The sequence below is a fragment of the Belnapia mucosa genome, from assembly GCF_016775475.1.
GTDB lineage: Bacteria > Pseudomonadota > Alphaproteobacteria > Acetobacterales > Acetobacteraceae > Belnapia > Belnapia mucosa.
Genome location: NZ_JAEUXJ010000016.1, coordinates 49,494 through 75,850 on the forward strand (window position 1 = coordinate 49,494; position 26,357 = coordinate 75,850).

At 71.1% G+C, this 26,357-nt stretch carries 16 protein-coding genes; 5 read left to right on the forward strand and 11 right to left on the reverse strand.

What is annotated here, in order from left to right:
• Window positions 1–139: 139 nt before the first annotated feature.
• A complete protein-coding gene (gene hydA / locus JMJ55_RS24930; protein WP_202828326.1) occupies window positions 140–1,618 on the reverse strand; it encodes a dihydropyrimidinase in 1,479 nt (492 codons plus the stop codon).
• A gap of 102 nt (window positions 1,619–1,720) precedes the next feature.
• Here hydA and JMJ55_RS24935 point away from each other — a divergent pair, with 102 nt between their 5' ends.
• A complete protein-coding gene (locus JMJ55_RS24935) occupies window positions 1,721–2,410 on the forward strand; it encodes a hypothetical protein (RefSeq protein ID WP_202828327.1) in 690 nt (229 codons plus the stop codon).
• Here the strand turns inward: JMJ55_RS24935 and JMJ55_RS24940 are convergent.
• From JMJ55_RS24940 to JMJ55_RS24985, 10 genes are all read right to left on the reverse strand, one after another.
• Window positions 2,392–3,672 (reverse strand): TRAP transporter large permease, encoded by a 1,281-nt coding sequence (locus tag JMJ55_RS24940; RefSeq protein ID WP_202828328.1) that lies wholly within the window; start codon window positions 3,670–3,672, stop codon window positions 2,392–2,394. The genes JMJ55_RS24935 and JMJ55_RS24940 overlap by 19 nt on opposite strands.
• 3 nt (window positions 3,673–3,675) lie before the next feature.
• Window positions 3,676–4,170 carry a TRAP transporter small permease gene (locus tag JMJ55_RS24945; protein WP_202828329.1) on the reverse strand — a complete coding sequence of 165 codons (495 nt, stop codon included), beginning with the start codon at window positions 4,168–4,170 and terminating at the stop codon, window positions 3,676–3,678.
• Window positions 4,167–5,150, reverse strand: a complete 984-nt coding sequence (locus JMJ55_RS24950; RefSeq protein WP_202828330.1) for a sialic acid TRAP transporter substrate-binding protein SiaP — start codon at window positions 5,148–5,150, stop codon at window positions 4,167–4,169. The genes JMJ55_RS24945 and JMJ55_RS24950 overlap by 4 nt, the downstream gene beginning before the upstream one ends.
• Window positions 5,151–5,221: 71 nt before the next feature.
• Window positions 5,222–6,616: an alpha,alpha-trehalose-phosphate synthase (UDP-forming) gene (locus tag JMJ55_RS24955; protein ID WP_202828331.1), complete on the reverse strand. Its 1,395-nt coding sequence runs from the start codon at window positions 6,614–6,616 to the stop codon at window positions 5,222–5,224.
• A gap of 179 nt (window positions 6,617–6,795) precedes the next feature.
• Window positions 6,796–8,826 carry a 4-alpha-glucanotransferase gene (malQ, locus tag JMJ55_RS24960; protein ID WP_202828332.1) on the reverse strand — a complete coding sequence of 677 codons (2,031 nt, stop codon included), beginning with the start codon at window positions 8,824–8,826 and terminating at the stop codon, window positions 6,796–6,798.
• 5 nt (window positions 8,827–8,831) lie between these two features.
• Complete coding sequence (gene treZ, locus JMJ55_RS24965) at window positions 8,832–10,595, reverse strand: malto-oligosyltrehalose trehalohydrolase (RefSeq protein WP_202828333.1); 1,764 nt, start codon at window positions 10,593–10,595, stop codon at window positions 8,832–8,834.
• Entirely contained in the window at window positions 10,592–12,697 is a 2,106-nt protein-coding gene (glgX, locus tag JMJ55_RS24970) for a glycogen debranching protein GlgX (protein ID WP_202828334.1), read from the reverse strand. Before glgX ends, treZ begins: the two co-directional genes overlap by 4 nt.
• Window positions 12,698–12,699: 2 nt before the next feature.
• Entirely contained in the window at window positions 12,700–14,856 is a 2,157-nt protein-coding gene (glgB, locus tag JMJ55_RS24975; RefSeq protein ID WP_202828335.1) for a 1,4-alpha-glucan branching protein GlgB, read from the reverse strand.
• On the reverse strand, window positions 14,853–18,101 hold the full coding sequence (gene treS, locus JMJ55_RS24980) for a maltose alpha-D-glucosyltransferase (protein ID WP_202828336.1): 3,249 nt from the start codon (window positions 18,099–18,101) through the stop codon (window positions 14,853–14,855). The genes glgB and treS overlap by 4 nt, the downstream gene beginning before the upstream one ends.
• The gene (locus JMJ55_RS24985; RefSeq protein WP_236034022.1) at window positions 18,102–21,599 is read right to left on the reverse strand and encodes a maltotransferase domain-containing protein; all 3,498 of its coding nucleotides are present in this window, start codon (window positions 21,597–21,599) and stop codon (window positions 18,102–18,104) included. It lies immediately after the preceding gene.
• Between the two features lie 247 nt (window positions 21,600–21,846).
• Here JMJ55_RS24985 and JMJ55_RS24990 point away from each other — a divergent pair, with 247 nt between their 5' ends.
• From JMJ55_RS24990 to JMJ55_RS25005, 4 genes are all read left to right on the forward strand, one after another.
• Window positions 21,847–22,038: an AtzG-like protein gene (locus JMJ55_RS24990; protein ID WP_202828337.1), complete on the forward strand. Its 192-nt coding sequence runs from the start codon at window positions 21,847–21,849 to the stop codon at window positions 22,036–22,038.
• Window positions 22,035–23,438 (forward strand): AtzE family amidohydrolase, encoded by a 1,404-nt coding sequence (locus tag JMJ55_RS24995; RefSeq protein WP_202828338.1) that lies wholly within the window; start codon window positions 22,035–22,037, stop codon window positions 23,436–23,438. Before JMJ55_RS24990 ends, JMJ55_RS24995 begins: the two co-directional genes overlap by 4 nt.
• Before the next feature lie 98 nt (window positions 23,439–23,536).
• A complete protein-coding gene (locus JMJ55_RS31195; protein ID WP_328702774.1) occupies window positions 23,537–23,803 on the forward strand; it encodes a cupin domain-containing protein in 267 nt (88 codons plus the stop codon).
• A 56-nt stretch (window positions 23,804–23,859) separates the two neighbouring features.
• A complete protein-coding gene (locus JMJ55_RS25005) occupies window positions 23,860–26,349 on the forward strand; it encodes a hybrid sensor histidine kinase/response regulator (RefSeq protein ID WP_202828339.1) in 2,490 nt (829 codons plus the stop codon).
• Window positions 26,350–26,357 lie beyond the last annotated feature (8 nt).

A 26,357-nucleotide genomic window follows, 5' to 3' on the forward strand; every position in this document is an offset into this window, starting at 1 on the left:
GGGATAGTCTCGCCCTCCACAGCCTCGGGCGTCAGGATCCGCAGCAGCTCCCGCACCCTTCCATCGGTGCGGATCAGCCGGGCGATGCGCTAGGGCTCGTCCCCGGCATCGTAAGCGGTGTAGTCGGGCTCGATCGGGATCATGCGCGGGGCGCGGCGTCGAAACCATCCGCCAGCACGCCGCGCGGGGCGATGAAGTCGTAGGGCGCGCGTGGCAGGAACTGGCCGGTGCCCGGCTCGGCCTGCACCACGCCGTCGCGCATCACCACCTCGCCGCGGCGGATTGTCGCCACCGGCCAGCCGGTGACCTCCAGCCCCTCATAGGGCGTGTAGTCGATGGCGTGCTGCATCAGCGGGTTGGCGATGGTGACCCGCTTCTTCGGGTCCCAGAGCGCGAGGTCGGCATCCGCGCCGATGGCGATGACGCCCTTGCGCGGGGCGAGGCCCATCAGCCGCGCCGGATTGGTCGCGGTCAGCCGGACGAAATGCTCGAGGCTGATGCGGCCCTTGGAGACGCCCTCGCTGAACAGGATCGGCAGCCGCGCGGCGAGGCCGGGGATGCCGTTCGGGATGTCGCGGAAGGGGGCGTCGCGGCCGCTCACGGCCTTGCCCGCCTCGCCTCCCATCGAGAAGCCGCAATGGTCGGAGGAGACGATGTCGAGCGTGCCGCGGCGGATCATCTCCCAGACGCGGCCCTGCTCCTCCACCGTGCGCGGGCTCGGCGAGCACATATAGGCCGCGCCCTCGAAGCCCGGGCGGTCCATGTCGGCCGCCGTCAGCGTCAGATATTGCGGGCAGGTCTCACCCCAGACCTTGAGGCCGCGATGCTGCGCGCGGGCGATCTCCTCCGCCGCCTCGGCGCAGCTCACATGGAAGACCTGGATCGGCTGGTCCACCAGCTCGGCGAGGGCGATGGCGCGGTGCGTCGCCTCCCGCTCGACGACGATGGGGCGCGACCAGGCATGGTATTTCGGCGCGGTCATGCCGGCGCGCAGCAGCATCTCGGTGCGCCACTTGATGGCGGCGTAATTCTCGCAATGCACGGTGACGAGGCAGCCATGCCGCCGCGCCGTCACCAGCACCTTCAGGAATTGCTCGTCGCTGAGATGCAGCGGCTCATAGGTGAGGAAGACCTTGAGGCTGCGGATGCCCTTGGCGACGATCTGTGGCACCTCGCGCTCCAGCACCTCATCGGTCGGGTCGCTGATGATCTGGTGGAAGGAGTAGTCGAGCATGCCCTTCGCCGCGCGCTGCTCGTAATCCGCCACACGGGGCAGGATGCCCTCGCCCTTCCATTGCGGGACGAAGCAGACGACGCTGGTGGTGCCGCCGGCGAAGGCGGAGGTGCTGGCGGTGCGGAAGCTCTCCTCGTTCACCGTCACGGCGAGGTCGCCGCCGGTGCCGACATAGCCGCCACGGGCCGGCTCCTCGATATGGCAGTGGCTGTCGACGCCGCCCGGCAGCACCAGCAGCCCGCCGGCATCGAGCACCGCCGCGCCATCGGTGATGCGATCGGCCAGCGCCGCGATCCGGCCGCCGCGGATGCCGATATCGCAGCGCATGGTGCCGAAGCCGCTGGCGACCTGCCCGCCCCGCACCACCAGATCATAGTCGGCCATCGCCCCACCCTCCTCGCACCCGGGCAGCTTGGCGCGCCGCGCGCGAGGCGGGCAAGCCTCGGGACGGTTGAAAACATCTCTGCCGGCGGGGCAGCATACAGCATGACCTATGCCGATTTCCTCCGCACCCAGTGGCAGGCCCTGGTCGATGAATGGCTCGCCAGCCCGAACATCGCCTATATCGCCCTGCCCGACCTCACCTGGCTCGACAAGCTGGCCGATCCGCGCTGGCCAGGTGGCGGCGGGGGCTGGTCGCCGCTCGGCGATGTGGCGCCGGGTGAGGCGCTGATGCGGCGGGACCGGCAGGGCCGGCCGCAGCTCTGGGTGAGGCCCGAGGAGAAGGAAGGCGGCAGCGGCCGCTATGCCGCCCGTTGGGCGCGGTTCTGCGGCTTGCTCGGTATGTCCGACGTTCCCTCTAGCCTCGGCGGGCGGCCGCTGGCGGTGGACCACCTCTTCCCCGAAACGGCGGCGGCCCGGCGCGGCTGGGTGCTGGTGCGGGTGGTGCCGGTCGATCGCCGCTCCAACAGCCTCGTCGGCAGCACCACGGAGAAGGTGGAGGCGAACAGGGGCGGCCAGCCCCGGACGCGCACCGCGAGCGCCATCACCATGGCCAAGGTCACCGGCTTCCAGGGCTCCTTCGCGCGCAGCCAGGCGGCGGGGTCGGTGGCTGCGGCGCTGCTCTCGCATATCCGCAATTGCGGCTTGCAGGTGCCGGCCAATGCCTTCCTGCCGGCCGGCGAGGAGGAGGCGCTGATCGCCTGGCTGATCGGCCGCTACCGCGGCGGGCCATAGACCAGGTCGGGCAGGATCAGGGTGATCTGTGGGAAGACGGTCAGCAGCACCAGCGCGCCGATCAGCGGGATGAAGAAGGGCAGCGTCGCCCAGGCCAGCTTGCCATAGGGGATGTTGCCGACCTTCGCCACGACGAAGAGGCCGATGCCCATCGGCGGGTGCAGCAGGCCGAGCATCAGGTTCAGTGTGATGACCATGCCGAAATGCACCGGGTCGATGCCGAGCTGCGTCACCACCGGCATCAGCACCGGCACGGTCAGCACCATGATCGCCAGCGCTTCCATGAACATGCCGAGGAAGAAGAGCAGCAGGTTGATCAGCAGCAGCATCACCATCGGGTCCGTGGTGACGCCGAGCAGGAGTTCCGCCACCTGCTGCGGCACCCTCTCCCGCGCCAGGACCCAGTTGAAGAGGGTCGCAGCGCAGACGATGAAGGCGACGGTCGCGGTGGTGTTCATGCTCTCGCGGAAGACCTGCACGAGCTGGCGCCAGCCGATCTCGCGATAGACCAGCGTGCCGAGCAGCAGGGCATAGAGGGCGGCGACGGCGGCGGCCTCGGTCGCGGTGAAGATGCCGCCGAACATGCCGCCGAGGATGATCGCCGGCGTCAGCAGCGGCAGGAAGGCGCGGGCGGCGGCCTGGCCGCGTTCCGCCCAGCTATGGCGGCGGCCGCGCGGGAAACCCTCCTTCCCCGCGACATACCAGACATAGGCCATCAGCGCCGCGCCGATGACGAGGCCGGGGATGATGCCGCCGAGGAAGAGCCGGCCGATCGAGGTGTTGGAGATCACCGCATAGAGCACGAGCGGGATGGAGGGCGGGATGATCGGCCCCACCACGCAGGAGGCCGCGGTCAAGGCGCCGGCGAATTCCGGCCGGTAGCCCTCCTTCACCATGGCCTTGATCTCGAGCGCGCCGAGTCCACCGGCATCGGCGACGGCGCTGCCCGACATGCCGGAGAAGATGATGGAGCCGAGGATGTTCACATGTCCCAGCCCGCCGCGGAAATGGCCGACCATGGCGGAGGCGAAGCCATAGATGCGGTCCGTCACGCCGGAGGTGTTCATCAGATTGCCGGCGAGGACGAAGAAGGGCACCGCCAGCAGGGCGAAATTATCCGCCCCCGCCATCAGCCGCTGCGGCGCCGTGATCATCGGTGCGCCTTCCAGCATCAGCCAGCCGACCGCGACGACGCCCAGCGCGAAGGCCACCGGCTGGGCCAGCACCACCAGCCCGAGCCAGGCCCCGAAGAAGCCGAGCATCCCTCAGAAATCCCGGGCGGCGGAGGCGGTCAGCACCTCGCCGCGGCGGAAGGCGCGGATATCCTCCGCCATGCAGAACACCGTGCGCAGCGCCATGATGGCGGCGGTGACGGGGATGATGCCGAGCACCAGCCCGGTCGGGATTTCCATCGCCATGCTCGGCAAGTCCCATTCGCGGGCGGCGGCGCGCCAGCCCCAGAGGATGATGGCGGTGCAGAAGGCCAAGGTCAGCGCCTGGGTGAAAAGCGAGGCGACGAGGCGCGGGCCGGGCGAGAGGCGTTCCACCAGGAAGGGCATGCCGATATGGCTGCGGTCGCCGATCGCCGCCGCGGCGCCGAAGAAGACCACGCCGACATAGAGGTAGCGCGCCGCTTCCTCGGAATAGGCGCTCGGGTCGCCGAGCAGGTAGCGCGTCACCACCTGCCAGATCAGCACGCCGAAGAGCAGCACGCCGAGCAGGACCGAGATGGCCTCATCGGCCCGGCGCAGCAGCCTCACAGCGCCTGCAGCGCCGCATGGACGCCGCGGCCCCAGACCTCCTCGTAACGGGCGAACATCGGCGCCAGGGCACGCTGGAAGGCCGGGCGGTCGCTGTCGATGAAGCTGGTGCCGCGCGCCTCGAACTCGCCGCGCAGGCGCTGCTCGCTCTCCCGCGTCAGCTGGCCGCCGAGCGCCCCGCCCTCGGCGAGCGCCGCGATCAGCAGCTCGCGGTCGGCCGGCGGCAGCGCGGTCCAGCTCTGCTCGCTCAGCACCGGCACCAGCGGGACCAGGATATGCCCGGTCAGGTTCACGTATTTCTGGACTTCCATGAACTTGTTGGCGGCGATGGTCGGCAGCGGGTTCTCCTGCCCGTCGATGACGCCGGTCTGCAGCGAGAGATAGACCTCGCCGAGCGACATCGGCGTCGGCGCGGCGCCCAGCGTCCGCATCATGTCGAGGAAGAGCGGCGCCTCCGGCACGCGGATCTTGAGGCCCTTCAGGTCCTCCGGCTGGCGCACCGGGCGGTCCCGCGTGGTGAGGTGGCGGGTGCCGTAATACCAGGGACCGAGCACACGCATGCTCCGCTGCTCGGCGAGCTGGCGGCGCATCGCCTGCACCGCGGGATGCTCGAACATCTTCTGCAGCTGGGCAAAGTCGCTGGTGAGGAACGGGCTCTCCAGGATCGAGAGCGGCCGCACCCAGGAACCCAGCACGCCCGGCCCGGTGATGCAGAGATCGAGGGTGCCGGAGGAGACCTGGCTCAGCATGTCCCGCTCGCCGCCGAGCTGGGAGGAGGGGAAATTATCGATCCGCAGCCGCCCGCCGGAGCGTTCCCGCAGCAGCTCCGCGGCGCGGAGGATGCCGCGGTTGATCTCGCCCTCGGGCGGCTGGACATGGCCGAAGCGGAGCGCCCTGGCGCCCTGTGCCCGCGCAATGGCGGGCGCCGCGAGCAGCGCGCCGCCGAGGATGGCACCCCTGCGGGTGATCCATGCAGCCATGACCTCTCCTCCCCCGATCCGCCGGCGTCATTGCGCCGGAGTCCCGAGGGTCAGGTTGGCATGGCCTTGGGCTAGGCGCTACCCGCGGCAGGCAGCGCGGCAAGGTCGCCGGGGGCGAGGGCGCGGAGGAAATCCTCGCCCCAGCCTTCGGGCGAGGCGCCGGCGATGGCCTCCCAGGCCTGCTGCCAGCGGTCCCGCCGCTCGGCGAGCGGCATGTCGAGGGCGCAGGCCAGCGCCTCGGCCATCCCCTCGGCGTCATGCGGGTTGACCAGCAGGGCGGAGGAGAGCTGGGCGGCGGCGCCGGCGAAGCGCGAGAGGACCAGCACGCCGGGGTCGCTCGGGTCCTGGGCCGCGATATATTCCTTGGCGACCAGGTTCATCCCGTCCCGCAGCGGCGTCACCACCCCGACCTTGGCGAGGCGCATGAAGCCCGCCACGGTGTCGCGGGCCTGCGGCCGGGCCAGCAGGCGCAGCGGCAGCCAGTCCGGCTCGCCGAATTCGCTGTTGATGCAGCCCGCGGCGCTGTCCACCTCCTGCCGCAGCTTGCGATAGGCGGCCACCTCCTCGCGCGAGGGGGCGGCAATCTGCAACATGGTGGCGCTGCGGGGCGTGCGGCGGGCGATGACGCGGCGGAAGGCCTCCAGCCGCTCCGGCAGGCCCTTGGTCGGGTCCAGCCGGTCGATGCCGAGCAGCAGGGACTGGCCCTGGATCGAGCGCGCGAGCAGCCGGGCCGGCTCCAGCGCCGCCTGGCTGGCCGCCGTCGCGGCGAATTCCCGCGCCGCGATCTCGGCCGGGAAGATGCCGAGCCGGATGGGCCGGCCGCCCAGTTCCAGCTCATGGTCGCCGGTGCGGGCGGCGCCGGCGAATTCCGTGGCTGTCGCGGCAAAATTGTCCCGGTCGGTGGCGGTCTGGAAGCCGATCAGGTCGGAAGCCAGGACATCCTGCACCAGGCCGCGGATGCCGGGAGCGACGGCCGCGCCATCGGGCGCCGGGAAGGGCACATGCAGGAAGAAGCCGGTCGGGTTCCGCACCCCCTGCCCCCGCAGCGCCCCGGGTAGCGAGAAGAGCTGGTAGTCGTGAACCCAGATCCGGTCATCGCCCCGCAGCAGGGGGGCGAGGTTGTCGGCGAAGCGGCGGTTCACCCGGCGATAGGTATCCAGGTCCTGGCGGCGGAAGGACATCAGATGCGGCAGGGAATGCAGCATCGGCCAGAGCACGCCATTGGAATAGCCGGTGTAGTAGCCGCGATGCTCGGCCTCGGTCAGGTCGAGCGTCGCATAGCCGACCGACCCGCGCTGGGCGAAGGCGGGAGGGCCGGTTTCCTCGGTCACGGCCCCGCTCCAGCCGAACCAGAGGCCGCCGCGGCGCTCCATCAGCCCGAGCAACGCGACCGCCAGCCCCCCGGCCTGGCCGCCATTGGCGGAGGGGACGGGCACACGGTTGGAGACGACGACGATCCGGCTCATCCCACCTCCAGCACTGCAACCGGCAGGCGGGCGAGGGTCGTGGACAGGGCGATTACTCCCCGGACGGTCCCCCGGGCGCGCCGAGGGCCGCCCCGGTCAACGCGTCCGCCAGCGGTGTTCGGACAGAGGACGCGGCAGGCCGGGTTCGGTTCCGTGACATTGCGCCCCTGGCACAAGGATCACTCTCCCCTGGGCCTCGCGCGGGCGAGGATTTCGATCCGGCGCGACACGGCCGGGTCGTCCAGCAGATGCGCCGCCTCGCCGGGCATCCGGCGCTGCCAGTTCGGATGGCCCTCGGTCGTGCCGGGCAGGTTGGGCTGTTCCGGCAGGGCGAGCGCATCCTCGATCGGCAGGATGGCCAGGGTGCAGGCGGCGCTGGCGGTATGGGCGATGGCCGCCTCCACCACCGCCTCGGCCTGGTCGGGGGCGGGCTCGTCGCCGGTGGCGGCGCCACTCTCGAGGAAGGCCCGCCAGAGGGCGCTGCGATCCTCGGCGCGCTGCGCCTGCTCCCGCTTGGCCGTATCGGCCTCGGGGAAGAGGCCGAGCCGGTCGCGCCAGCCGATATCGAGGCCGCGCCACCAGCCGGTGATGGTCGGCAGGTCATGGGTCGTGGTCATCGCCGCGGCATCGGGCGACCAGCCATGCGGCGGGCGGAAGCTGTGATCCTGCTCCTGCTCGAACCAGAGGACGCGCATGCCGAGGATGCCGGCGCGGGCCATCTCGCCATGGAAGCCCTCCGGCAGGGTGCCGAGATCCTCGCCGATGACGATGGCCCGGTGGCGATGCGACTCCAGGGCCAGCAGGCGCAGCATGTCGTGCATGGGATAGTGCAGATAGGCGCCGGCCTCCGGGCCGAGGCCCTGCGGCACAACCCAGAGCCGGGCCAAGCCCATGGCATGGTCGACGCGCAGCCCGCCGGCATGGCGGAAGGTGGATTTCAGCAACTCGATGAAGGCGCCGAAGCCGCCCGCCCGCATCTCCAGCGGCGAGAAGGCGGTCAGGCCCCAATCCTGGCCGAGCGGGGAGAAGATGTCGGGCGGGGCACCGACCGAAAGGTCCGGCAGGATCTCCCGCTGGCGGGACCAGGCATGGCTGCCGCCGCCATCCGTGCCGACGGCGAGATCGGCGATCAGCCCGACCGGCATCCCCGCCTCCCGCGCCGCCCTCTGGGCCGCGCCGCGCGAGGCATCGGCCAGCCATTGGCAGAAGGCGTGAAAGGCGACCTCGCGCGGATTGTCCCGGGCGAAGCGCTGCACGCCGGGGCTCTGCGGCGTGCGGAATTCCTCCGGCCAGTTGCGCCAATGCCAGAGATCGGGGGATTGGCCATAGAGATGCGCATGCAGCGCCTCGAACCGGGCATGGTCCTCCAGCGCCCCGCCGGCCTCCCGCCGGAAATCGACGAAGCCTTCATGGTCGGCGGCAGCGTCAAACAGCAGGCGGAACTGCGCGAGCTTGGCGGCGGCCGCCCGCGGCCAGTCGATGAAAGGCGCATCCTCGGCCGGCAGCAGCGGCGTGGTGCCGAGCGCGGCGGCCGGATCGGCATGCAGCACGTTCAGCATGATGCGGCTGGACGGGGCATAGGGGCCGTATTTGTTCGGATCGGCGCTGAACAGCGCATGGGCCGGGCTGATCGCCAGCGCCGTCGCGCCGCGCCGTCCGGCCGCATGGGCCAGCGCCGCGACGCCGCCGAAATCGCCGATGCCGCCATCGCCCCCCCGCCGCAGCGAATAAATCTGCGCCGCCAGCGCCCAGGGCGCGGCGCCGTTATGGATCTCGGCATCCAGGTCGTTCAGCGTGACGCAGCGCGGCGGCGCGGCGGCGATGGTGGCATGGCCGCCATCGAGGGTCAGGCGGTGATAGCCGGGGGTGGAGACGGCGGGCAGTCGCGCCTCGCCGCCCCAACCCTCCTCCAGCCGTCCCTCGATGCGGTCGCCGCCCTCGATCTGGAGGACGTAGCGATGCCCGGGCTGGGCGCCGGGGATGGCGACGCCGTCCGGCCCGATGGTCATGGTCAGCAGCGGCGGCAGCCGCCCATCGAGCTGACGCAGCAGGTTGCGCGCCTCGCCCGCATCCTCCGGCAGGCCGAGCGCGGCGAGCACGGCGCGCATGGTCTCCGGCGCGATCGCCTTCGTCTCGCCATGCACGTCGCGCCAGGTGGTGGCGATGCCGGCGGCTTCAGCCAGCTCCCGCAATTGGTCATCGGCACTCATGGGGGTCATCCTTGGCTGAGCAGCGCGACCGTGCAACGCGGCGGCAGCTCGCCGGTGGCGAGCGTTCCGGCGGCACCGGCCATGCTCTCGAAGAGTGTTTCGCCTTCCGCCATGGCGCGGGCCGCGCCGGCGCCGAGATTGGTGGCGATGGTCAGGATCTGGCCATTGCCCAGCCGCCAGCGGGCGAGCACTGCCGCCTCGCCCACCGCCTCGGCGCCGAGCGCGCTGGCGCCCGGCAGATGCGGCACGATCCGGCCATGGCGCAGCGCCAGCAGCCGGCGATAGAGGGCGAGCATCGCGTCATGCGGCGGGCGGCTGGCTTCCGCCGGGTCCGGGATGGAGGCGCGGAAGGTGCTCTCGGCATTCGGGTCGGGGATGGTCTCCCGCTTCGCGGGGTCCTGGAAGGCGGCGAAATGGGCGAATTCCTTGCGCCGGCCCTGGGTGACCAGCGGCGCCAGCTCGGCATTATGGTCGGTGAAGAACAGGAAGGGCGCCGTCGCCCCCCATTCCTCGCCCATGAAGAGCAGCGGAATCTGCGGGCAGAGCAGCAGCAGCGCCGTCGCGGCCTGGAGGGCGCGCGGGTCGCTGATGGCCGGGAGCCGCTCGCCGAAGGCGCGGTTGCCGATCTGGTCGTGGTTTTGAAGGAAGAGCACGAAGGCGGTGGGGGGCAGGCCCGCGCTCGGCTCGCCGCGCGGGGCGCCGAGATGGCCGGATGTCTGGCCCTGGAAGAGGAAGCCCTCGGCCAGGACTTTGGCGAGTTTTTCTGCGCCGTTGTCGCAGAAATCCTCGTAGTAGCCCTCGCGCTCGCCGGTCAGCAGCGGGTGCAGGATATTGTGCCCGTCATCGTTCCACTGCGCGTCGAAGCCGCCGCGCGGCCGGAGGTGGCGGGCGGCGTTGCGCTCGTTCTCCAGCACCAGATGGATATGGCGGTCGGGCAGTTCCGCGCGGATGCGCGTGGCAAGGGTGTCGAGCCAATCGGCTTCGGAGATCGCATGGACCGCATCGAAGCGGAGCCCGTCGATCCGGTAGTCGCGCAGCCAGGCCAGCGCATTCTCCTCAAAGAAGGCGCGGACCGGGGCCTGCTTGAAGTCGATCGCGGCGCCCCAGGGGGTGTGGATGCCCTCATCGAAGAAGCGCTTGGCATAGGCGTGAAGATAGGCGCCGTCCGGGCCGAAATGATTGTAGACCACGTCGAGGAAGATCATCAGCCCGAGGCCATGCGCCGCATCGACCAGGGAGCGGAGCTGGTCGGGCGTGCCGAGGGCGGTATCCGGCGCATAGGGCAGCACGCCGTCATAGCCCCAGTTCCGGCGGCCGGGGAAATCATTGATCGGCATCAGCTCGATGGCAGTGACGCCTAGCTCCTTCAGCCGCGGCAGCGCGGCCTCCACCCCGGCGAAACCGCCCATGGTGCCGGCATGGACCTCATAGAGCACCGTCTCGTGCCAGGGACGGCCGCGCCATTCGGCGTGCGTCCAGCGATAGGCGGCGGGATCGACCACCACCGAGGCATCATGCACGTCGCCGGCCTGGAGACGCGAGGCCGGGTCCGGCACCGCCAGGTCGGGCGAGACGCGGAAGCGGTAGCGGGCGCCGGCGCCGACCGGGGCCTCGGCCTCGAACCACCCCTCCCCCGCGGCCTGCATGGGCTGGGGCGCGCGGCCCTCGATCTCCAGCGCGACCTCGGCGCTCTCGGGCGCCCAGAGGCGGAAGCGCGTCCGGTCGGGGGCGAGGAGCGTCGTGCCCCAGGTGGTCGTGGTGGTGCTCATGCGGGGGGCAACCTTGTCGCCAGCAATAGGACGGAATGGGCACCGACCGGGATGGTCCGGCCGGTCAGCGGGTAGTCCTCGGCCTCCGGCGCGGCGGTATCGAGCAGGACGGACCAGTCCATCGGGGGGTCCGGCATGGCGAAATCCTGCGCCGCGCTGTCGGCATTCAGCAGCAGCAGCGTCGCATCGACGCTGCCATCCTCGGCCGCGGTGGCGCGGCGCAGGATCAGCGTGCGGGCCTCGGGCTCGTTCCAGGCCTCCGGCGTCATCGGCGTGCCGAATTGGTCGAACCAGGCGATATCGGCGAGGCCCGGCCGCACCTCCGCCCCGCCATGCAGGAAGCGCGCGGGGCGCAGCGGCGGCAGGCGGTGGCGCAGCGCGATCAGTCGGGCGGTGAAGCGGCAGAGGGCCTGCCCTTCATCGCCCTGGGCCTTGGCCCAGTCGAACCAGCTGACCTCGTTGTCCTGGCAATAGGCGTTGTTGTTGCCGCGCTGGGTGCGGGCGAATTCATCGCCGCCCAGCAGCATGGGCGTGCCGGCCGAAGCGAGCAGCGTCGCCAGCATCGCCCGCATCACCGAACGCCGCGTCGCCCGGATGGCCGGGTCGTCCGTCTCGCCCTCGACGCCCCAGTTGTTGCTGTGGTTGTCGGAATGGCCGTCGCGGTTGAACTCGCCATTCGCCTCGTTGTGGCGCTGCTCGTAGGCGTTCAGGTCGTGCAGCGTGAAGCCGTCATGGCTGGTGAGGAAATTCACGCTGGCCCAGGGGCGGCGGCGGCGGCGATCGAACAGTTCGGCCGAGCCGGTGAGGCGGGCGGCAAGGTCGCTGCGCATGCCGCTATCGCCGCGCCAGAAGCGGCGGACTCCGTCGCGGTAGCGGTCATTCCATTCCGAGAAGCCGGGCGGGTGGTTGCCCACTTGGTAGCCGCCGGGGCCGATGTCCCAGGGCTCCGAGATCAGCTTCACGCGGGAGAGCACGGGGTCCTGGCGGATGGCATCGAAGAAGCCGCTGCCCGGATCGAAGCCGCCCGGCTCCCGCCCCAAGATGGTGCCGAGATCGAAGCGGAAGCCATCGACATGATACTGCTCGACCCAGTAGCGCAGGCTGTCGAGCACCATCTGCAACACGCGCGGATGGCTGATATTGATGGTGTTGCCAGTGCCGGTATCGTTGATGTGGTGGCGCGGCTCATCCGGCATCAGCCGGTAGTAGGACGCATTGTCGAGGCCGCGCCAGGAGAGGGTCGGCCCCATCTCGCTGCCTTCGCAGGTGTGGTTGTAGACCACATCCAGGATGACCTCGATCCCCGCCGCATGCAGCCGGCGCACCGCGACCTTCACCTCGTTCCGCATCCACTGCTCGACCATGTAGCGCGGCTCGGGCGCGAAGAAGGCCAGCGTCGAATATCCCCAGTAATTCTTGAGCCCCTTGGCGACGAGGAAGCGGTCCTGGAGAAAGGCCTGGACCGGCAGCAGCTCGATCGCGGTGATGCCGAGGCGCTGGAGATGATCGATGACGCGGGGATCGGCCAGGGCGGCGAAGGTGCCCCGCTCGCGCACCGCGATATCCTCGCGCAGCATGGTCAGGCCCCGCACATGCGCCTCATAGATGACGGTGCGGTCCCAGGGGATGCAGGGCGAGCGGTCGTCGCCCCAGTGGAAGCTGTCATCCACCACGACGGATTTCGGCATGGCCGGCGCACTGTCCCGCCGGTCGAAGCTCAGATCCGCGCGGGCGGCGCCGACGCGATAGCCGAACAGCACGTCCGACCACCGCACCTCGCCGGCGAGCTGCTTGGTATAAGGATCGAGCAGCAGCTTATGCGGGTTGAAGCGGTGGCCGTGGCGCGGCTCATAGGGGCCATGGGCGCGAAAGCCATAGAGCTGGCCCGGCTGCGCCTCCGGCAGGTAGCCGTGCCAGACCTCGTCGGTGCATTCCGGCAGGGGCAGGCGGGCGATCTCCCGCCGGCCCGCCGGATCGAACAGGCAGAGGTCGATGCGCTCGGCATGGGCCGAGAACACCGCGAAATTGACGCCCAGCCCGTCCCATGTCGCCCCCAGCGGATTCGGCCGGCCGGGCAGCAACCGGGTCGGGACAGGCGGCATCCTCAGCCGTGCCGCGTCAGGACGAGCGCGGCCAGCGGCGGCAGGAAGAGCGCAAAGGACTGGTCGAAGCCATGGCTTGGAATTGCCTCGGCCTCGACCCAGCCGGCATTGCCGTTATTCGTGCCGCCATAGGCCGCGCCATCGGTATTCACGACCTCCTGCCAGGTGCCACCGGCGGGGACACCGATCCGGTAGCCATGCCGCGGCACGGGGGTCATGTTGCAGACCACCAGCGCCGGCGGATCGCCCTCAGCTCCGTAACGCAGCCAGGCGAAGATGCTCTGCTCGCGGTCGTTGCCGACCACCCAGCGGAACCCCTCCGGAGAGGCATCCTGGCGATGCAGGGCCGGGATGCCGCGATAGGCGGCGTTCAGGTCATGCAGCAGCCGCTGGATACCGCGATGCCGCGCATCGTCGAGCAGCCCCCAGGGCAGCGACTGGTCATGGTTCCATTCCGTCGGCTGGGCCATGTCGATGCCCATGAAGACCAGCTTCTTGCCGGGATGGGTCCACATGAAGGCGAGATAGGCGCGCAGATTGGCGAATTTCTGCCACGGGTCACCCGGCATCTTCCCGAAAAGCGAGCCCTTGCCATAGACCACCTCGTCATGGCTGAGCGGCAGGATGAATTTCTCGCTCCACGCATAGACCAGGCCGAAGGTCATGCTGTCATGGTGGTAGCGGCGGTTGACCGGATCCTCCTCGATGTAATGGAGGGTGTCGTGCATCCAGCCCATATTCCATTTGTAGTCGAAGCCGAGGCCGCCTTCCTGTGTCGGCCGGGTCACGCCGGGCCAGGCGGTGCTTTCCTCGGCGATGGTGATCGCGCCGGGGCAGCGTTCGGCGATGACGGCGTTCATCTCCTGCAGGAAGGCGACGGATTCCAGATTCTCCCGCCCGCCATAGCGGTTCGGAATCCATTCGCCGGCCGGGCGCGAATAGTCGCGGTAGAGCATGGAGGCGACCGCATCCACGCGCAGCCCGTCCACATGGTAGTGCTCCAGCCAATGCATGGCGCTGGCGAGGATGAAGCCGCGCACCTCGTTGCGGCCGAGATTGTAGATCGCGGTGTTCCAGTCGCGGTGGAAGCCCTCCCGCGGATCGGCATGCTCATAGAGCGGCGTGCCATCGAAGCGGTAGAGGCCATGCGCATCGGTCGGGAAATGCGCCGGCACCCAGTCGAGTATGATGCCGATCCCGGCCGCATGGGCGCGATCGACAAAGCGGGCGAAGCCCATGGGCGAGCCGAAGCGGGCGCTCGGCGCGAACATCCCGAGCGGCTGGTAGCCCCAGGAACCGCCGAAGGGATGCTCCATCACGGGCATGAATTCGAGATGGGTGAAGCCCATCCCCTGCACATAGGGAATCAGCCGGTCCGCCAGCCGGTCCCAGTCTGGCGAGCCGCCGGCGGCGTCATGCCACCAGGATCCCGCATGGACCTCATAGACCGAGATCGGCGCATCGGGGGCCTGCCGCGCCCGGCGGCTCGCCATCCATTCGTCATCGGTCCAGCGGAAGGGCGTCGGGTCGCCGATGCGGGAGGCGGTGTCGGGCGGCAGCTCGGTCTGAGTCGCGACCGGATCGGCCTTCAGCGGCAGCGTGCCGCCATCGGGCCCGACGATCTCATACTTGTAGGCCATGCCGGGGCGGAGGCGCGGGATGAACAGCTCCCACACGCCCGCCTCGCGCCGCAGCCGCATCGCATGGCGCCGGCCATCCCAGTTGTTGAAATCGCCGACGACCGAGACGCGCTGCGCATTCGGCGCCCAGAGGGCGAAGCGCACCCCGGCCACGCCATCCAGCGTCATGGCCTGGGCGCCGAAGACCTTGGCCAGCTCGAAATGCCGGCCCTCGGCGAAGAGGTGCAGGTCCATCTCGCCGAGCAGCAGGCCGAAGGAATAGGGATCCTCCGTCTCCTGCACCGATCCCGGCCATTCGATCCGCAGCCGGTAGGGCGCCTGCCGCGCGATGCGGCCGGCGAAGACGCCCGCCGGATGGATCTGCTCCAGCCGGCCCAGCTCCTCGCCGCCCTCACGCGCGAGGACGGTGACGCCGAGCGCGCCCGGCTGGAAGCTCCGCATCTCCTCGCCATGCAGGCCAAGGATTGCGAAGGGGTCGCCATGCCGCCCGGCGACCAGGGAGTCGAGCCCCGGGATCATCGGGCGATCCGTTCGGCCAGGGCTGCCAGGCCGCGCAGCGGCACGCCGATCCAGGCCGGGCGGTTGGCCGCCTCGTAGCGGATCTCATAGGCCGCCTTCTCGAGCAGGAAGAGGTCGAGCAACGCCGCCTCCGCGCCCTCCGGCACCCATGGGTTCTCCGCCGCCGTCTCCACCGCGCGATAGGCGCGCAGCACGGTCTCGGCCGATTCCCGCTGCCAGCGCTGGAACAGCGCGGCGCGGCGCTCGCTCGGGGCCGCGGTGGCGGCGCCCGAGGCCTCGGTCGCGGTGGCGACCGAGGCGGCATAGTCGAGGCTGCGCAGCAACCCCGCGACATCGCGGAGCGGGCTGCCCTTGGCGCGGCGCTCCTCGAGCGAGCGGGCCGGCTCGCCTTCGAAATCCACGATCACCGCATCGCCCTGGGCGACCAGCACCTGGCCGAGATGGAAATCGCCATGCACCCGGGTCTTCAGCGCGCCATCGGCGGATTGCGCCAGGCGCTCCGCCGCGGCGTGCAGGGCATCGCGCTTCGCCACCAGCGCGGCGGCGAGCGGCGCGACATCCTCCGGCAGGCCCGGCCGGGCCAGCAGGTCGAGCGCGGGGTCGAGCTGTTCCAGCGCGCCTCGCGCCCAAGCGGCGCGATCCGCCTCGGTCGCCCGTTCCGGGGCGAAGTCGGGGTTGTCGGTCGGGCGGGCGAGCGCGGTATGCAGCTCGCCCAGCCGGCGGCCCAGCGCCTCGGCGAAGGTGAGATAGCCGGCGAAGGCATCCTCCGGCGCATCCTCGGTCAGCGCCGCCTCATCCACCGCGCGTTGCAGCCAGTCCTGCGTCCAGCCCCAGCCATCGCCCTGGTTGCGGACGAAACCCTGGGCCAGCATCAGCGTATGCGGCGTCCCGTCCGGGGCGATCCGCACCACCTCGCCCAGCAGCGGCGCGGTATTGGCGAAGCCGGCCTCGGTCAGGTAGCGGGTCATCTCGGCTTCCGGATGGATGCCGGGATTGATGCGGCGAATGATCTTCAGGACGATCTGCTCACCGTAAATGAGCGAGGAGTTCGACTGCTCGGCCGAGAGGCGCCTGATCTCCGGCGTCTCGGGCAGCGCGATCTCCGCGAGGCGGGAGGTGGCGCGGAACTGGATCTCGCCCTCCTCGGTCGGCAGGACCGTGCCGGCCTGCATGCCATGCAGCACGGCCGGCGGCATGCGGTCATCAGCGAAGGCATCGGTCAGGAAGCCGACGCGCCGCACCTGGCGCAGCCGCGACAGGGCGAGCTGCGCCGCCAGCGGGCCAATGCCCTCGGCATCCTCCACCCCCGCGAGCGGCAGGGCATAGCGTTCGGTGCGGCCGGGCAGGCCGACCTCCACCTCGGCCATCACCACCGCGCCCTTCGCCTCGGGCAGGCTGGCGATGGCGCCGAGGCGGAGGGATTCGATCCGCTCGCCCTTGCTGGCGAACCACCGCCGCTTCGGCAGGTATTCGGGAAGGACGAGCTGTTCCAGCTCTCGCCTGACGGCGGCACCCAGAAGTTCTTTCACGTCTGCCCTCAGGACCAGGGTTCGGAGATCCGGCAGCGGCTCGGGCGAGGGCTGATGCCAGGGCGGCAGGGCCTTCTCGGTGGCGAGCACGAACCAGTAGAAGCCATAGGGCGGCAGGGTCAGCAGATAGGGCAGCTGGCCGATCGGCGGGAAGCTGGTGCCGCCGAGCATCTCGACCGGCACGCGGCCGGCGGAGCCGGAGAGGTCGAGTTCCACCGCCTGCGCCGCGCGGGAGAGGTTGAAGACGCAGAGGATGGTGTCGTCCTCGAATTCCCGCAGATAGGCGAGGACCTTGCGGTTCGAGGGATAGAGCAGCCGCATCTCGCCGCGGCCGAAGGCGCGGCTGCGCTTGCGGACCGCCAGCATGCGCCGCATCCAGTTGAGCAGCGAATGCGGGTCGCGCGACTGGGCTTCGACATTGACCGCCTGGAAGCCGTAGATCGGGTCCTGCAAGGGCGGCAGGACCAGCGCCGCCGGATCGGCCTTGGAGAATCCGCCATTGCGGTCGGGCGACCACTGCATCGGGGTGCGCACGCCGTCGCGGTCGCGGAGGAAGATGTTGTCGCCCATGCCGATCTCGTCGCCGTAGTAGATTACGGGCGTCCCGGGCATGGACAGCAGCAGGCCGTTCATCAGCTCGATCCGCCGGCGGTCGCGCTGCAGCAGCGGGGCGAGGCGGCGGCGGATGCCGAGATTGATGCGCGCGCGCTTGTCGGCGGCATAGGTGGACCAGAGATAGTCGCGTTCCCGGTCCGTCACCATCTCGAGCGTCAGCTCGTCATGGTTGCGGAGGAAGATGGCCCATTGGCAGCCTTCCGGGATATCCGGCGTCTGGCGCAGGATATCGGTGATCGGGAAGCGGTCCTCCTGCGCGATGCCCATATACATGCGTGGCATCAGCGGGAAGTGGAAGGCCATGTGGCATTCGTCGCCCTGGCCGAAATACTGCTGCGTGTCCTCCGGCCACTGGTTGGCCTCGGCCAGCAGCATGCGCCCCGGGAAGGACTGGTCGAGCTTGCCGCGGATGGTCTTCAGGACCGCATGGGTCTCGGAGAGGTTCTCGTTGTTGGTCCCTTCCCGCTCGACCAGATAGGGCACGGCATCGAGCCGCAGCCCGTCCACGCCGATATCCAGCCAGTATTTCATCACGTTCAGGACTTCGGCGAGAACGCGCGGATTGTCGAAATTCAGGTCCGGCTGGTGGCTGTAGAAGCGGTGCCAGAAATAGGCCTTGGCCTCCGGATCCCAGGTCCAGTTCGACTTCTCGGTGTCGAGGAAGATGATGCGCGTGCCGTCGTACTTCTGGTCGGTGTCGGACCAGACATAATAATCGCGCGCGGTGGAGCCAGGCTTCGCCGTGCGGGCGCGCTGGAACCAGGGATGCTGGTCGCTGGTATGGTTGATGACCAGCTCGGTGATGACGCGCAGGCCCCGCGCATGTGCTTCCCGCACGAAGCGGCGGGCGTCGTGCATGTTGCCATAGCTTGGGTTGACGCCGCGATAATCGGCGATGTCGTAGCCGTCGTCGCGCAGCGGGCTCGGATAGAAGGGCAGCAGCCAGAGCGTGTCGACGCCGAGCTCGGCGATGTAATCGAGCTTCTGCAGCAGCCCGGCAAAATCGCCGATGCCGTCGTCATTCGCGTCGAAGAAGCTTTTGACATGAAGCTGGTAGACGACCGCGTCGCGGTACCAGTGCGGATCCTCGGGCAGGCTCATTTAGACGCTCCCCGCCGGGCGGACACGCCAGATGCCGAAGGGAAGCTCGCCGGGATCAAGCCGGATCGTCTGCATCTTGCCCTGCCAGGTGAAGCGGTTTCCGCGCATCAGATCCTCCGCCTCCAGCGCCGCATGATCGGGCAGGCCCCATTCCCAGAGCGGCAGCTCGACCGCCGCCTGCTGGACATGGTGCGGGTCGAGGCTGACGGCGACCAGGATGCAATTCTCCCGATCCGGCGTCGCCTTGCGGTACCAGAGGACATTGTCGTTGAAGGCATTGTGGAAGGTGAGACCCATCTGGGTCTGCAAGGCCGGGTTCGCCCGGCGGATGGCATTCAGGCGGGTGATCTCCTCGACGATGTCGCCGGGCGCGCGCTCGGGCCAGGAGCGGAGCTGGTATTTCTCCGAGTCCAGGTATTCCTCCTTCCCCGGCATGGCGCGGGCCTCGCAGAACTCATAGCCCTGCACCATGCCCCAGAGGCCGGAGAGCGTCGTCGCCAGCGCGGCGCGGATCAGGAAGCCGGGCCGGCCGGAGCCCTGGAGAAAGATAGGGTTGATATCCGGCGTGTTGACGAAGAAATGCGGCCGGAAGAAATCCTTCGGCGCCGTCGTCGTCAGCTCCTCCAGGTATTCCTCGATCTCGGCCTTCTCGTTGCGCCAAGTGAAGTAGGTGTAGGACTGGCTGAAGCCGATCTTGGCCAGGCGATACATGACCTTGGGCCGGGTGAAGGCCTCGGCCAGGAAGACGGCATCCGGGTGGCGGGCGCGGATATCCGCGATCAGCCATTCCCAGAAGGGGAAGGGCTTGGTGTGCGGGTTGTCCACCCGGAACAGCCGCACCCCCTGTTCGCACCAGAAGCGCACGACGTCGCGCAGCGCGATCCACAGCGAGGGCACGGCGCCCTCGTTGTAGAAATCGACATTGACGATGTCCTCATATTTCTTCGGCGGGTTCTCGGCATAGCGGAGCGAGCCGTCCGGCCGCCAGTCGAACCAGTCGCGGTGCTCGCGCAGCCAGGGATGGTCCGGGCTGCACTGGATGGCGAAATCCAGCGCCAGCTCCAGCCCATGCGCCGAGGCCTCCCGCACCAGCCGGCGGAAATCCTCCAGCGTGCCGAGCTCGGGATGCAGCGCGTCATGCCCGCCATCCTCCGACCCGATGGCATAGGGGCTGCCGGGATCGTCGGGGGCCGGCGTCAGGCTGTTGTTGCGGCCCTTGCGGTTGGTCTTCCCGATCGGATGGATAGGCGGGAAATACAGCACGTCGAAGCCCATCCGCCGGATGCGCGGCAGCTGGCGGATGACATCGTCGAAGGTGCCGTGCCGCGTCGGATCGCCCGACTGGCTGCGCGGGAAAAGCTCATACCAGCTGGCGAAGCGGGCGCCGGTGCGCTCGGCCTCCAGCGGGATCTCGGCGCTGCGGATGCGGAAGGGCCGGTCATCGGCCTCGGCCATCAGCGCTGTCGTCTCCGGCGCCAGCAGCAGGGCGAGGCGCTCGGCCCCCTCCGCGGTGGCGAGGCGCGCGGCCAGCGCGGCCACCGCGCCGCCGGCACGCTGCCCGGCGGCCTCGACCAGCAGCCGGCCTTCCTCCAGCTCCAGCGTAACCGGCACGCCGGCATTGTGCTTCTTCTGCAGCTCATCGGTGAAGGTGGCGAAGGCGTCGCGCCAGGCCTCGACGGCAAACAGGTAGCGGCCCATGCGCTCGAGCGGGAAGCTCGCCGCCCAGCGGTCATTGCCGAGCGGGCGGAGGCGGGTCTCGCGCCAGGTATCCTCGTCGGCAGCGCGCCAGAGCAGGGCGGCGGCGAGCTTGTCATGCCCGTCGCAGATCACGTCGCAGCGGACCTCGACGATCTCGCCCACCGTGCGCTTCACCGGGAAGCGACCGTCATCGACCATCGGCTCGATCGCCTCGATGCCGAGGCGCGGGGTGCGGGCGGCGGCCACCGCATCGATCTCACCGGTTGGGCGGATGGGCTGGGGCGGCACTGCCTCCAGCAGCCGGACCTCGCCGGGTTGCAGGGCGATCTCGCCGCCCGGCACCAGATCCGGCCCATGATCGGGCAGGCTCGGGGTGAAGCGGGTGAAGGCGCCGCCGGCCCCGGGCATCAGGCTGGTGGCGGCGATGCGGGCGGGACGGTGCAGGTCGGGATTGGCGAGCACGAGGCTGGCCCGCCGCGCCTGCCGCGCATCGCCCTCGGCCCGCAGCAGCGCCACGGCCCCGCCGCCGGGCCCGGCCAGCGGGCGGAGATCGACCGGCGCCAGTCGCCGGCGCGCCAGGGTGGCATTGGCGGTGCGGATGGCGGAGGTCAGGTCGAAGGGCGCATGGCGCACCAGCCAGTCCCAGTCGCCCGGCCGGTCCTGCGCCGGGTCGAGCGGCCGGCGGGCGCCATACTCGAAGCCCATCGGCACCAGCATCCCGGCGCCGATACCGGCGGCAAGGCGCAGATGCCGCAGCGCCGCCCGTTCCGCCGCGCCGAGATCGGGATCGCGGGTGGCGAGGCGGGGGCCGAAGGGCGCCTCCACCGTGGCGATGGCCGGGGCGATGGCGGCGAGCCGCGCCGCCTCCTCGGCCAGCCAGCCCTCGCGCGGGTCCCACCAGGCGAGGCTGTCGAAGGTGGCGCTGAAGCCAGCATCGGCCAGCGGCGGCAGCGCCTCGGCCGGCATGCCGACGGTCCAGGCCATGAAGCGCGCCTCGGGCAGCGCCGCGGTCATGCGGCGCCAGATGCCGGCAGGCACCGCGGCCGGCGCATCGCAGCGGAAGCCGGCAACGCCCGCGCCGACGAAGCGGCGCAGCCGTTCCTCCCACCAGCCGCCCAGCGCCTCGGCCACGCTCGCATCCTCCCAGCGGGCGCGGAGGATGTTGCGGTCGGGCGGGTCGAGCCGCGGGTCGGGCAGGCCGGTGCTGCCCTGGCCGCCGAACCAGTCGGCATGCTCGGCGGCAAGGCGCCCCTCGGCGGCGACGCGGTCCAGCGCCAGGTCGAGATGCAGGGCGAGGCCATGGGCGCGTGCCTTGCCGGCCAGCGCCTCCAGCAGGGCGGCGCTGTCGCCGGGCGATTGCAGCAGCGGATGCGCCGCATCCGGATCGGCGATCTGATACAGGCTGCCAGTGCTGCCGGTGGCGAAGACGGGCGGCACCAGCACGCCGTCGAAGCCGAGCGAGGCGGCGCGTTCCAGCGCCGAATCCCAGGCCGGCAGCGGGCCGATCAGCAGCGGATGCAGCAGGTAGAGCCGCGGCACGGGCGGGCCCTGCGGCGCGGGCTCCGGCTCGGGCGTCACCGGGGCGGCGGCGACGGTCGGGGCCGGGACCACGCCCTCCGGCGCGGCGGACGCGGCAGCCGGCTCAGGCATGGCCGTCTCGGCGGGATCGGGCACGACCGGGTCCGGCAGGATGGCCGGTGGGGCGGCCGGTGGGGCGGCGGAAACCTTGCCCCGGCGCTTCGCAGCCGGTGGCGCTGCGCGTTTCGCCAGCTTCGGCTCATCGCTCCGTCGATCCGCCATAAGTCCCCCAACTCCATCTTCGCGGCGCAACGCCCTTGTGACGGAAGGGTAAGCCGCCGGCGACATCACCGCTGCGAGAGCGGCGCCTGCAAGGCCGATTAGACAAGGCCGCCAGTTGTGGGATATCGGCGAATTCCCTGTTCGGAGAAGGCTCTACCGTGGCGGGGGCGCGACCATCCCGCCCGGTCGGCGCTTGGCCGGCACGCGGCCTGCATGGAACAGTGCGATCCCGATGCAGGAGGCCGCGATGCTGGACCCGGAACGCTTCGACCCCGCCGCCCATGTGGCCGCCACCGCCCCGGCGCTCGGGCTGCGGCTGGATGCGGCCCGGCAGGCGCGGGTCGCCGCCGCCTTCGCCCTGGTGGCGAAGATCGCGGCACCGGCGCTGGCGGTGCCGCTGACCGAGGCGGATGAGCCCGCCCCGGTGTTCCGGCCATGAGCCCCCCTGCCCTGTCGCTCGCCGCCCGCATCCGCGCCGGTGAGACCACCGCCCGCGCGGTGATGGAAGCGGCGCTCGCCCGCTGCGCCGCGCGTGGGCCAGAGGTGAATGCCTTCACCGCCCTGCTGCCCGACCGCGCCCTGGCCGCCGCCGAGGCGATGGATCGGCGGATCGCCGCCGGAGAGCTGGTGGGGCCGCTGGCCGGCCTGCCCTTCGCGGCGAAGAACCTCTTCGACCTCGCCGGCATCCCGACCCTGGCCGGCAGCCGCATCCGCCGCGATGCGCCGCCCGCCGGGCGCGACGCCTTCCTGGTGCGCCAGCTGGAGGCGGCGGGCGCGATCTGCCTCGGCGCGCTCAACATGGATGAGTTCGCCTATGGCTTCACCACCGAGAACAGCCATGACGGGCCCTGCCGGAACCCGCATGACACCGGGCGCATCGCCGGCGGCTCCTCCGGCGGTTCGGGGGCGGCCGTCGCGGCGGGGCTGGTGCCGCTGAGCCTCGGGACGGATACCAATGGCTCGATCCGGGTGCCGGCCTCGCTGAACGGCATCTTCGGGGTGAAGCCGACCTATGGAAGGCTGTCGCGCCACGGCGCCTTCCCCTTCGTCCATTCGCTCGACCATGTCGGGCCCTTCGCCCGCAGCGTCGCCGATCTCGCCGCCGCCTATGACGCGCTCCAGGGCCTCGACCCGGAGGACAGCCACCAGGCGCCGCAGCCGCCCGAGGCGGTGACGCCGGGGCTCGACGCCGGGCTGGCCGGGCTGCGCGTGGCGCGGCTCGGCGGCTGGTTCGGGCGGCTGCAATCCGCGGCGGCGCGGGGCGCGGTGGAGGCGGTGGCGGCCGGGCTCGGTGCGACGCGGGTGGTGGAATGGGAGATGGCGGAGGCGAGCCGCGCCGCCGCCTTCACCATCACCGCCGCGGAGGGCGGGTCGCTGCACCTGCCGACGCTCCGCACCCGGCTGGAGGACTACGAGCCGCTGATCCAGGATCGGCTGCTCGCCGGCGCCATGATTCCCGCCGCCTGGGTCCAGCAGGCGCAGCGGGTGCGGGCGCGGGCCGCGGCGGCGATGCGGGCGGTGATGGCGGATTGGGACATCCTGCTGGCGCCGGCGACGCCGGTGGCGGCGACGCCGATCGGGCAGGAGACGCTGGTGCTGGATGGCGTCGAGCTGCCGCTGCGACCCTCCATGGGCCTCTTCACCCAGCCCATCAGCGGCATCGGCCTGCCGGTGCTGACGGTGCCGGTGCAGCGGGCCGATGGCGTGCTGCCGATCGGCGTCCAGCTCATCGGCCGGCCCTGGACCGAGGCGCTGCTGTTCCGCGCCGCGGCGGCGCTGGAAGAGGCGGGGATCTGCACCGCCCCGGTCGCGCCGGCCTTCGCCGAGGGTGCGATCTGAGCCCCCTGCCGCGCTTCGGCCGGATCGCCGATGGCCCGCCAGCGCCGGCGGGCGGCGGCGAGAGCTTCGCCACCCTGCTGGCAGCCGGCGGGGCGCGGGTGGAGCGCATCGCCTCCCTCGCCCAGGCCGATCCACCGGGTGCCTGGTACGACCAGCCGGGCGATGAGTTCGTGCTGCTGCTCCAGGGCGCCGCGCGGCTCGGCTTCGCGGGCGGCGAGGAGCGGGCGCTGGCGCCCGGGGACTGGGTGGTGATCCCGGCCGGCTGCCGGCACCGAGTCGCCTGGACCGATCCGGCGCGGGAGACGTTGTGGCTGGCGGTTCACCTGCCGCCTATCGCTGGTAGGGGTGCGATTGCCGATCAGTAACCAGCGGTCTAGAATTCACGCTTATTGCATCGGTGATGCCTCTCCTGATCCCTCGCATGGCCATCGCGGCCGGCCTCGCCGGGACCGCCCTGTCGGCTGCCATGGCCGGCCTCGGCCCAGCGGGCCCGGCCGGGCAGGTCGTGTCGCTTGCCCTCTTCGGCGGCGGCGCCCTGGCCCTGGGCTGGGGCGTCGCGGCCTGGCGTGGTGCCGGGCCGGTGGCCAAGGCGCTGCGGGCCAGCGAGGCGCGCCTGCTGCTGGCGCAGGAGGCGGCCGGGATCGGCACCTGGGATGTCGATCTCCGGACCGGACAGCAGATTTGGTCCGCCCAGCAATACGCACTCTGCGGCATCGATCCGGTGGCGGGGCCGCCCGATCAGGCGGCCTGGCTCGCCATGGTGCATCCCGAGGACCGTCCGCTGCTGGAGCGCGTGCGGCAGCCGGGCCCGGCGTGCGATGCCGCCACCTTTCAGGTCCAGTTCCGGCTCCGCCGCGCCAGCGACGGGGCGGAACGCTGGATCGCCGCCTCCGGCCGCGTCGAGCGGGATGGGGTGGGGCGGCCGGTGCGCCTGCTTGGCATCGACCGCGACGTGACCGAGGCGCGCCAGCACGAGGCGGCGCTGGCGGCGCGGGAGGCGGCGCTGCGGGCGATGATCGAGGCCAATCCGATCGGCGTGCTGCGCGGCGATATCCATGGCCGTATCCAGGACGCCAATGATGCCGTGCTGCGCATCATCGGCCGCAGCCGGGCAGAGCTGGAGGCGGGGCAGCTGCGCTGGGACACGCTGACCCCGCCGGAATGGCTGCCGGAGGATGCCCGTGCCATCCGCGAGGCGCAGGCGACCGGCCTCTGCGCCCCCTATGAGAAGGAATACTGGCGGCCGGATGGCAGCCGGGTACCGGTGCTGATCGGTTACGCCATCATCGGCGACCCGGCCGAGGAGACCATCACCTTCATCCTCGACCTCTCAGAGCGGAAGCGGGCCGAGCGGGCGCTGCTGCAATCCAAGGAGGAGCTGGAGCAGCGCGTCGCCGAACGCACCGCCGCGCTGGCGGCGCAGGAGGCGGAGCTCCGCCTGATCTATGACCGCACGCCGGCTGCCTTCCATTCCTGCGATGCCGAAGGGCGCGTCATCCGCGTCAGCGCCGAATGGCTGGCCTTCCTCGGCTACCGGGCCGAGGAGGTGCTGGGCCGCCGCATCCCGCAATTCATGACCCCGGCCAGCGGCGCCCGTTGGGAGGCCGCGCTCCGGACCAGTGGCGAGGCGGTGCATGAGGTGGAATACCGGATGCTCCGCCGTGACGGCGCCATCGTGGACGTGCTGCTGCGCGGCCGGGTGGAGCGGGATGCGGATGGCGCCTTCCTCCGCAGCTTCGCCGTGGTGGTGGACATCACCGCCCGCAACCAAGCCGAGGCGCGGCTGCGCGAGGCGCAGAAGCTGGAGGCGCTGGGCCGCATCGCCGGCGGCGTCGCGCATGACTTCAACAACATCCTCCAGGTGATCAACGGCGCGCTGCGGCTGCTGGAGAACCGCCCCGACGATGCCGATCGGGTGCGGCGCTACACGAGGGCGGCGCTGGAGGCGGCGGATCGCGGCGCCGGCATCACACGCCGCATGCTGGCCTTCGCCCGGCGTGACCAGCTGCAATCCGGCCCGGTGCCGGCGGCGGCGGTGCTGGAAGGTCTGGCCTCGTTGCTGCACGGGCCGCTCGGCCCCGATATCCGGCTGGAGATCGCGCTGCCGGCGGGCCTGCCGCCCATGCAGGCGGATCGGATGCAGCTCGACCTCGTGCTGTTCAACCTCGCCCTCAATGCGCGGGACGCCATGCCGGCGGGCGGCGTGCTGCGGCTGGCCGCCACGGCGGAGACGGTGGTGGCGCCCCGGCCGCAGGGCCCGCCACCCGGCCGCTATCTCCGGCTGACGGTCACCGATACCGGCAGCGGGATGGATGCGGCGACTCTGGCGCGGGCGACCGAGCCCTTCTTCACCACCAAGGAGGTCGGCAAGGGCACCGGCCTCGGCCTCGCCATGGCGCATGGTTTCGCGGCGCAATCGGGCGGCGCGCTGGCGATCGAGAGCAGCCCGGGCCGCGGCACCACCGTGACGCTCTGGCTGCCCGAGGCCGGCCCGCAGCCCGAGCCGGCGCCGGAGCCCCTGCCGCGCGAGGCCGGGCGGCTGCGCCTGCTGCTGGTTGAGGATGAGGCGCCGGTGCGCGGGGTGATGGCCGCGGCGCTGCGCGAGGAAGGGTTGGCGGTGACCGAGGCGCTGGATGCCGCCGACGCCCTCGCCCGGCTTTCCATGGAGCCGGATCTAGATCTGGTGCTGACCGACCAGGCCATGCCGGGCATGACCGGCGCCGCGCTGGCCGCCCAGTTGGCGCGGCAGCGGCCGGAGCTGCCGGTGGTGATCCTGACCGGCAATTCGGAAGCGACGCCGATGGCGGTGCCGCCGGGCACGCCGGTGCTGCGCAAGCCGATCCAGCCAGCGGAACTCGCCGCCCGCCTGCGCCGGCTGGCCGCAGCGGCACCGCAGCCGGTCGAGGCCTAAGGCCCGCT

Excerpts from the sequence above, each read along its gene's own strand:
- JMJ55_RS24990 (WP_202828337.1), top strand. The coding sequence starts at position 21,847 with ATGCTGGACCCGGAACGCTTCGACCCCGCCGCCCATGTGGCCGCCACC.
- malQ (WP_202828332.1), bottom strand. The coding sequence starts at position 8,826 with ATGAGTGCCGATGACCAATTGCGGGAGCTGGCTGAAGCCGCCGGCATC.
- JMJ55_RS24935 (WP_202828327.1), top strand. The coding sequence starts at position 1,721 with ATGACCTATGCCGATTTCCTCCGCACCCAGTGGCAGGCCCTGGTCGAT.
- JMJ55_RS24995 (WP_202828338.1), top strand. The coding sequence starts at position 22,035 with ATGAGCCCCCCTGCCCTGTCGCTCGCCGCCCGCATCCGCGCCGGTGAG.
- JMJ55_RS24985 (WP_236034022.1), bottom strand. The coding sequence starts at position 21,599 with ATGGCGGATCGACGGAGCGATGAGCCGAAGCTGGCGAAACGCGCAGCG.
- treZ (WP_202828333.1), bottom strand. The coding sequence starts at position 10,595 with ATGAGCACCACCACGACCACCTGGGGCACGACGCTCCTCGCCCCCGAC.
- hydA (WP_202828326.1), bottom strand. The coding sequence starts at position 1,618 with ATGGCCGACTATGATCTGGTGGTGCGGGGCGGGCAGGTCGCCAGCGGC.
- JMJ55_RS24940 (WP_202828328.1), bottom strand. The coding sequence starts at position 3,672 with ATGCTCGGCTTCTTCGGGGCCTGGCTCGGGCTGGTGGTGCTGGCCCAG.
- JMJ55_RS24955 (WP_202828331.1), bottom strand. The coding sequence starts at position 6,616 with ATGAGCCGGATCGTCGTCGTCTCCAACCGTGTGCCCGTCCCCTCCGCC.
- JMJ55_RS24950 (WP_202828330.1), bottom strand. The coding sequence starts at position 5,150 with ATGGCTGCATGGATCACCCGCAGGGGTGCCATCCTCGGCGGCGCGCTG.
- treS (WP_202828336.1), bottom strand. The coding sequence starts at position 18,101 with ATGAGCCTGCCCGAGGATCCGCACTGGTACCGCGACGCGGTCGTCTAC.
- JMJ55_RS25005 (WP_202828339.1), top strand. The coding sequence starts at position 23,860 with ATGGCCATCGCGGCCGGCCTCGCCGGGACCGCCCTGTCGGCTGCCATG.
- glgX (WP_202828334.1), bottom strand. The coding sequence starts at position 12,697 with ATGCCGCCTGTCCCGACCCGGTTGCTGCCCGGCCGGCCGAATCCGCTG.
- glgB (WP_202828335.1), bottom strand. The coding sequence starts at position 14,856 with ATGATCCCGGGGCTCGACTCCCTGGTCGCCGGGCGGCATGGCGACCCC.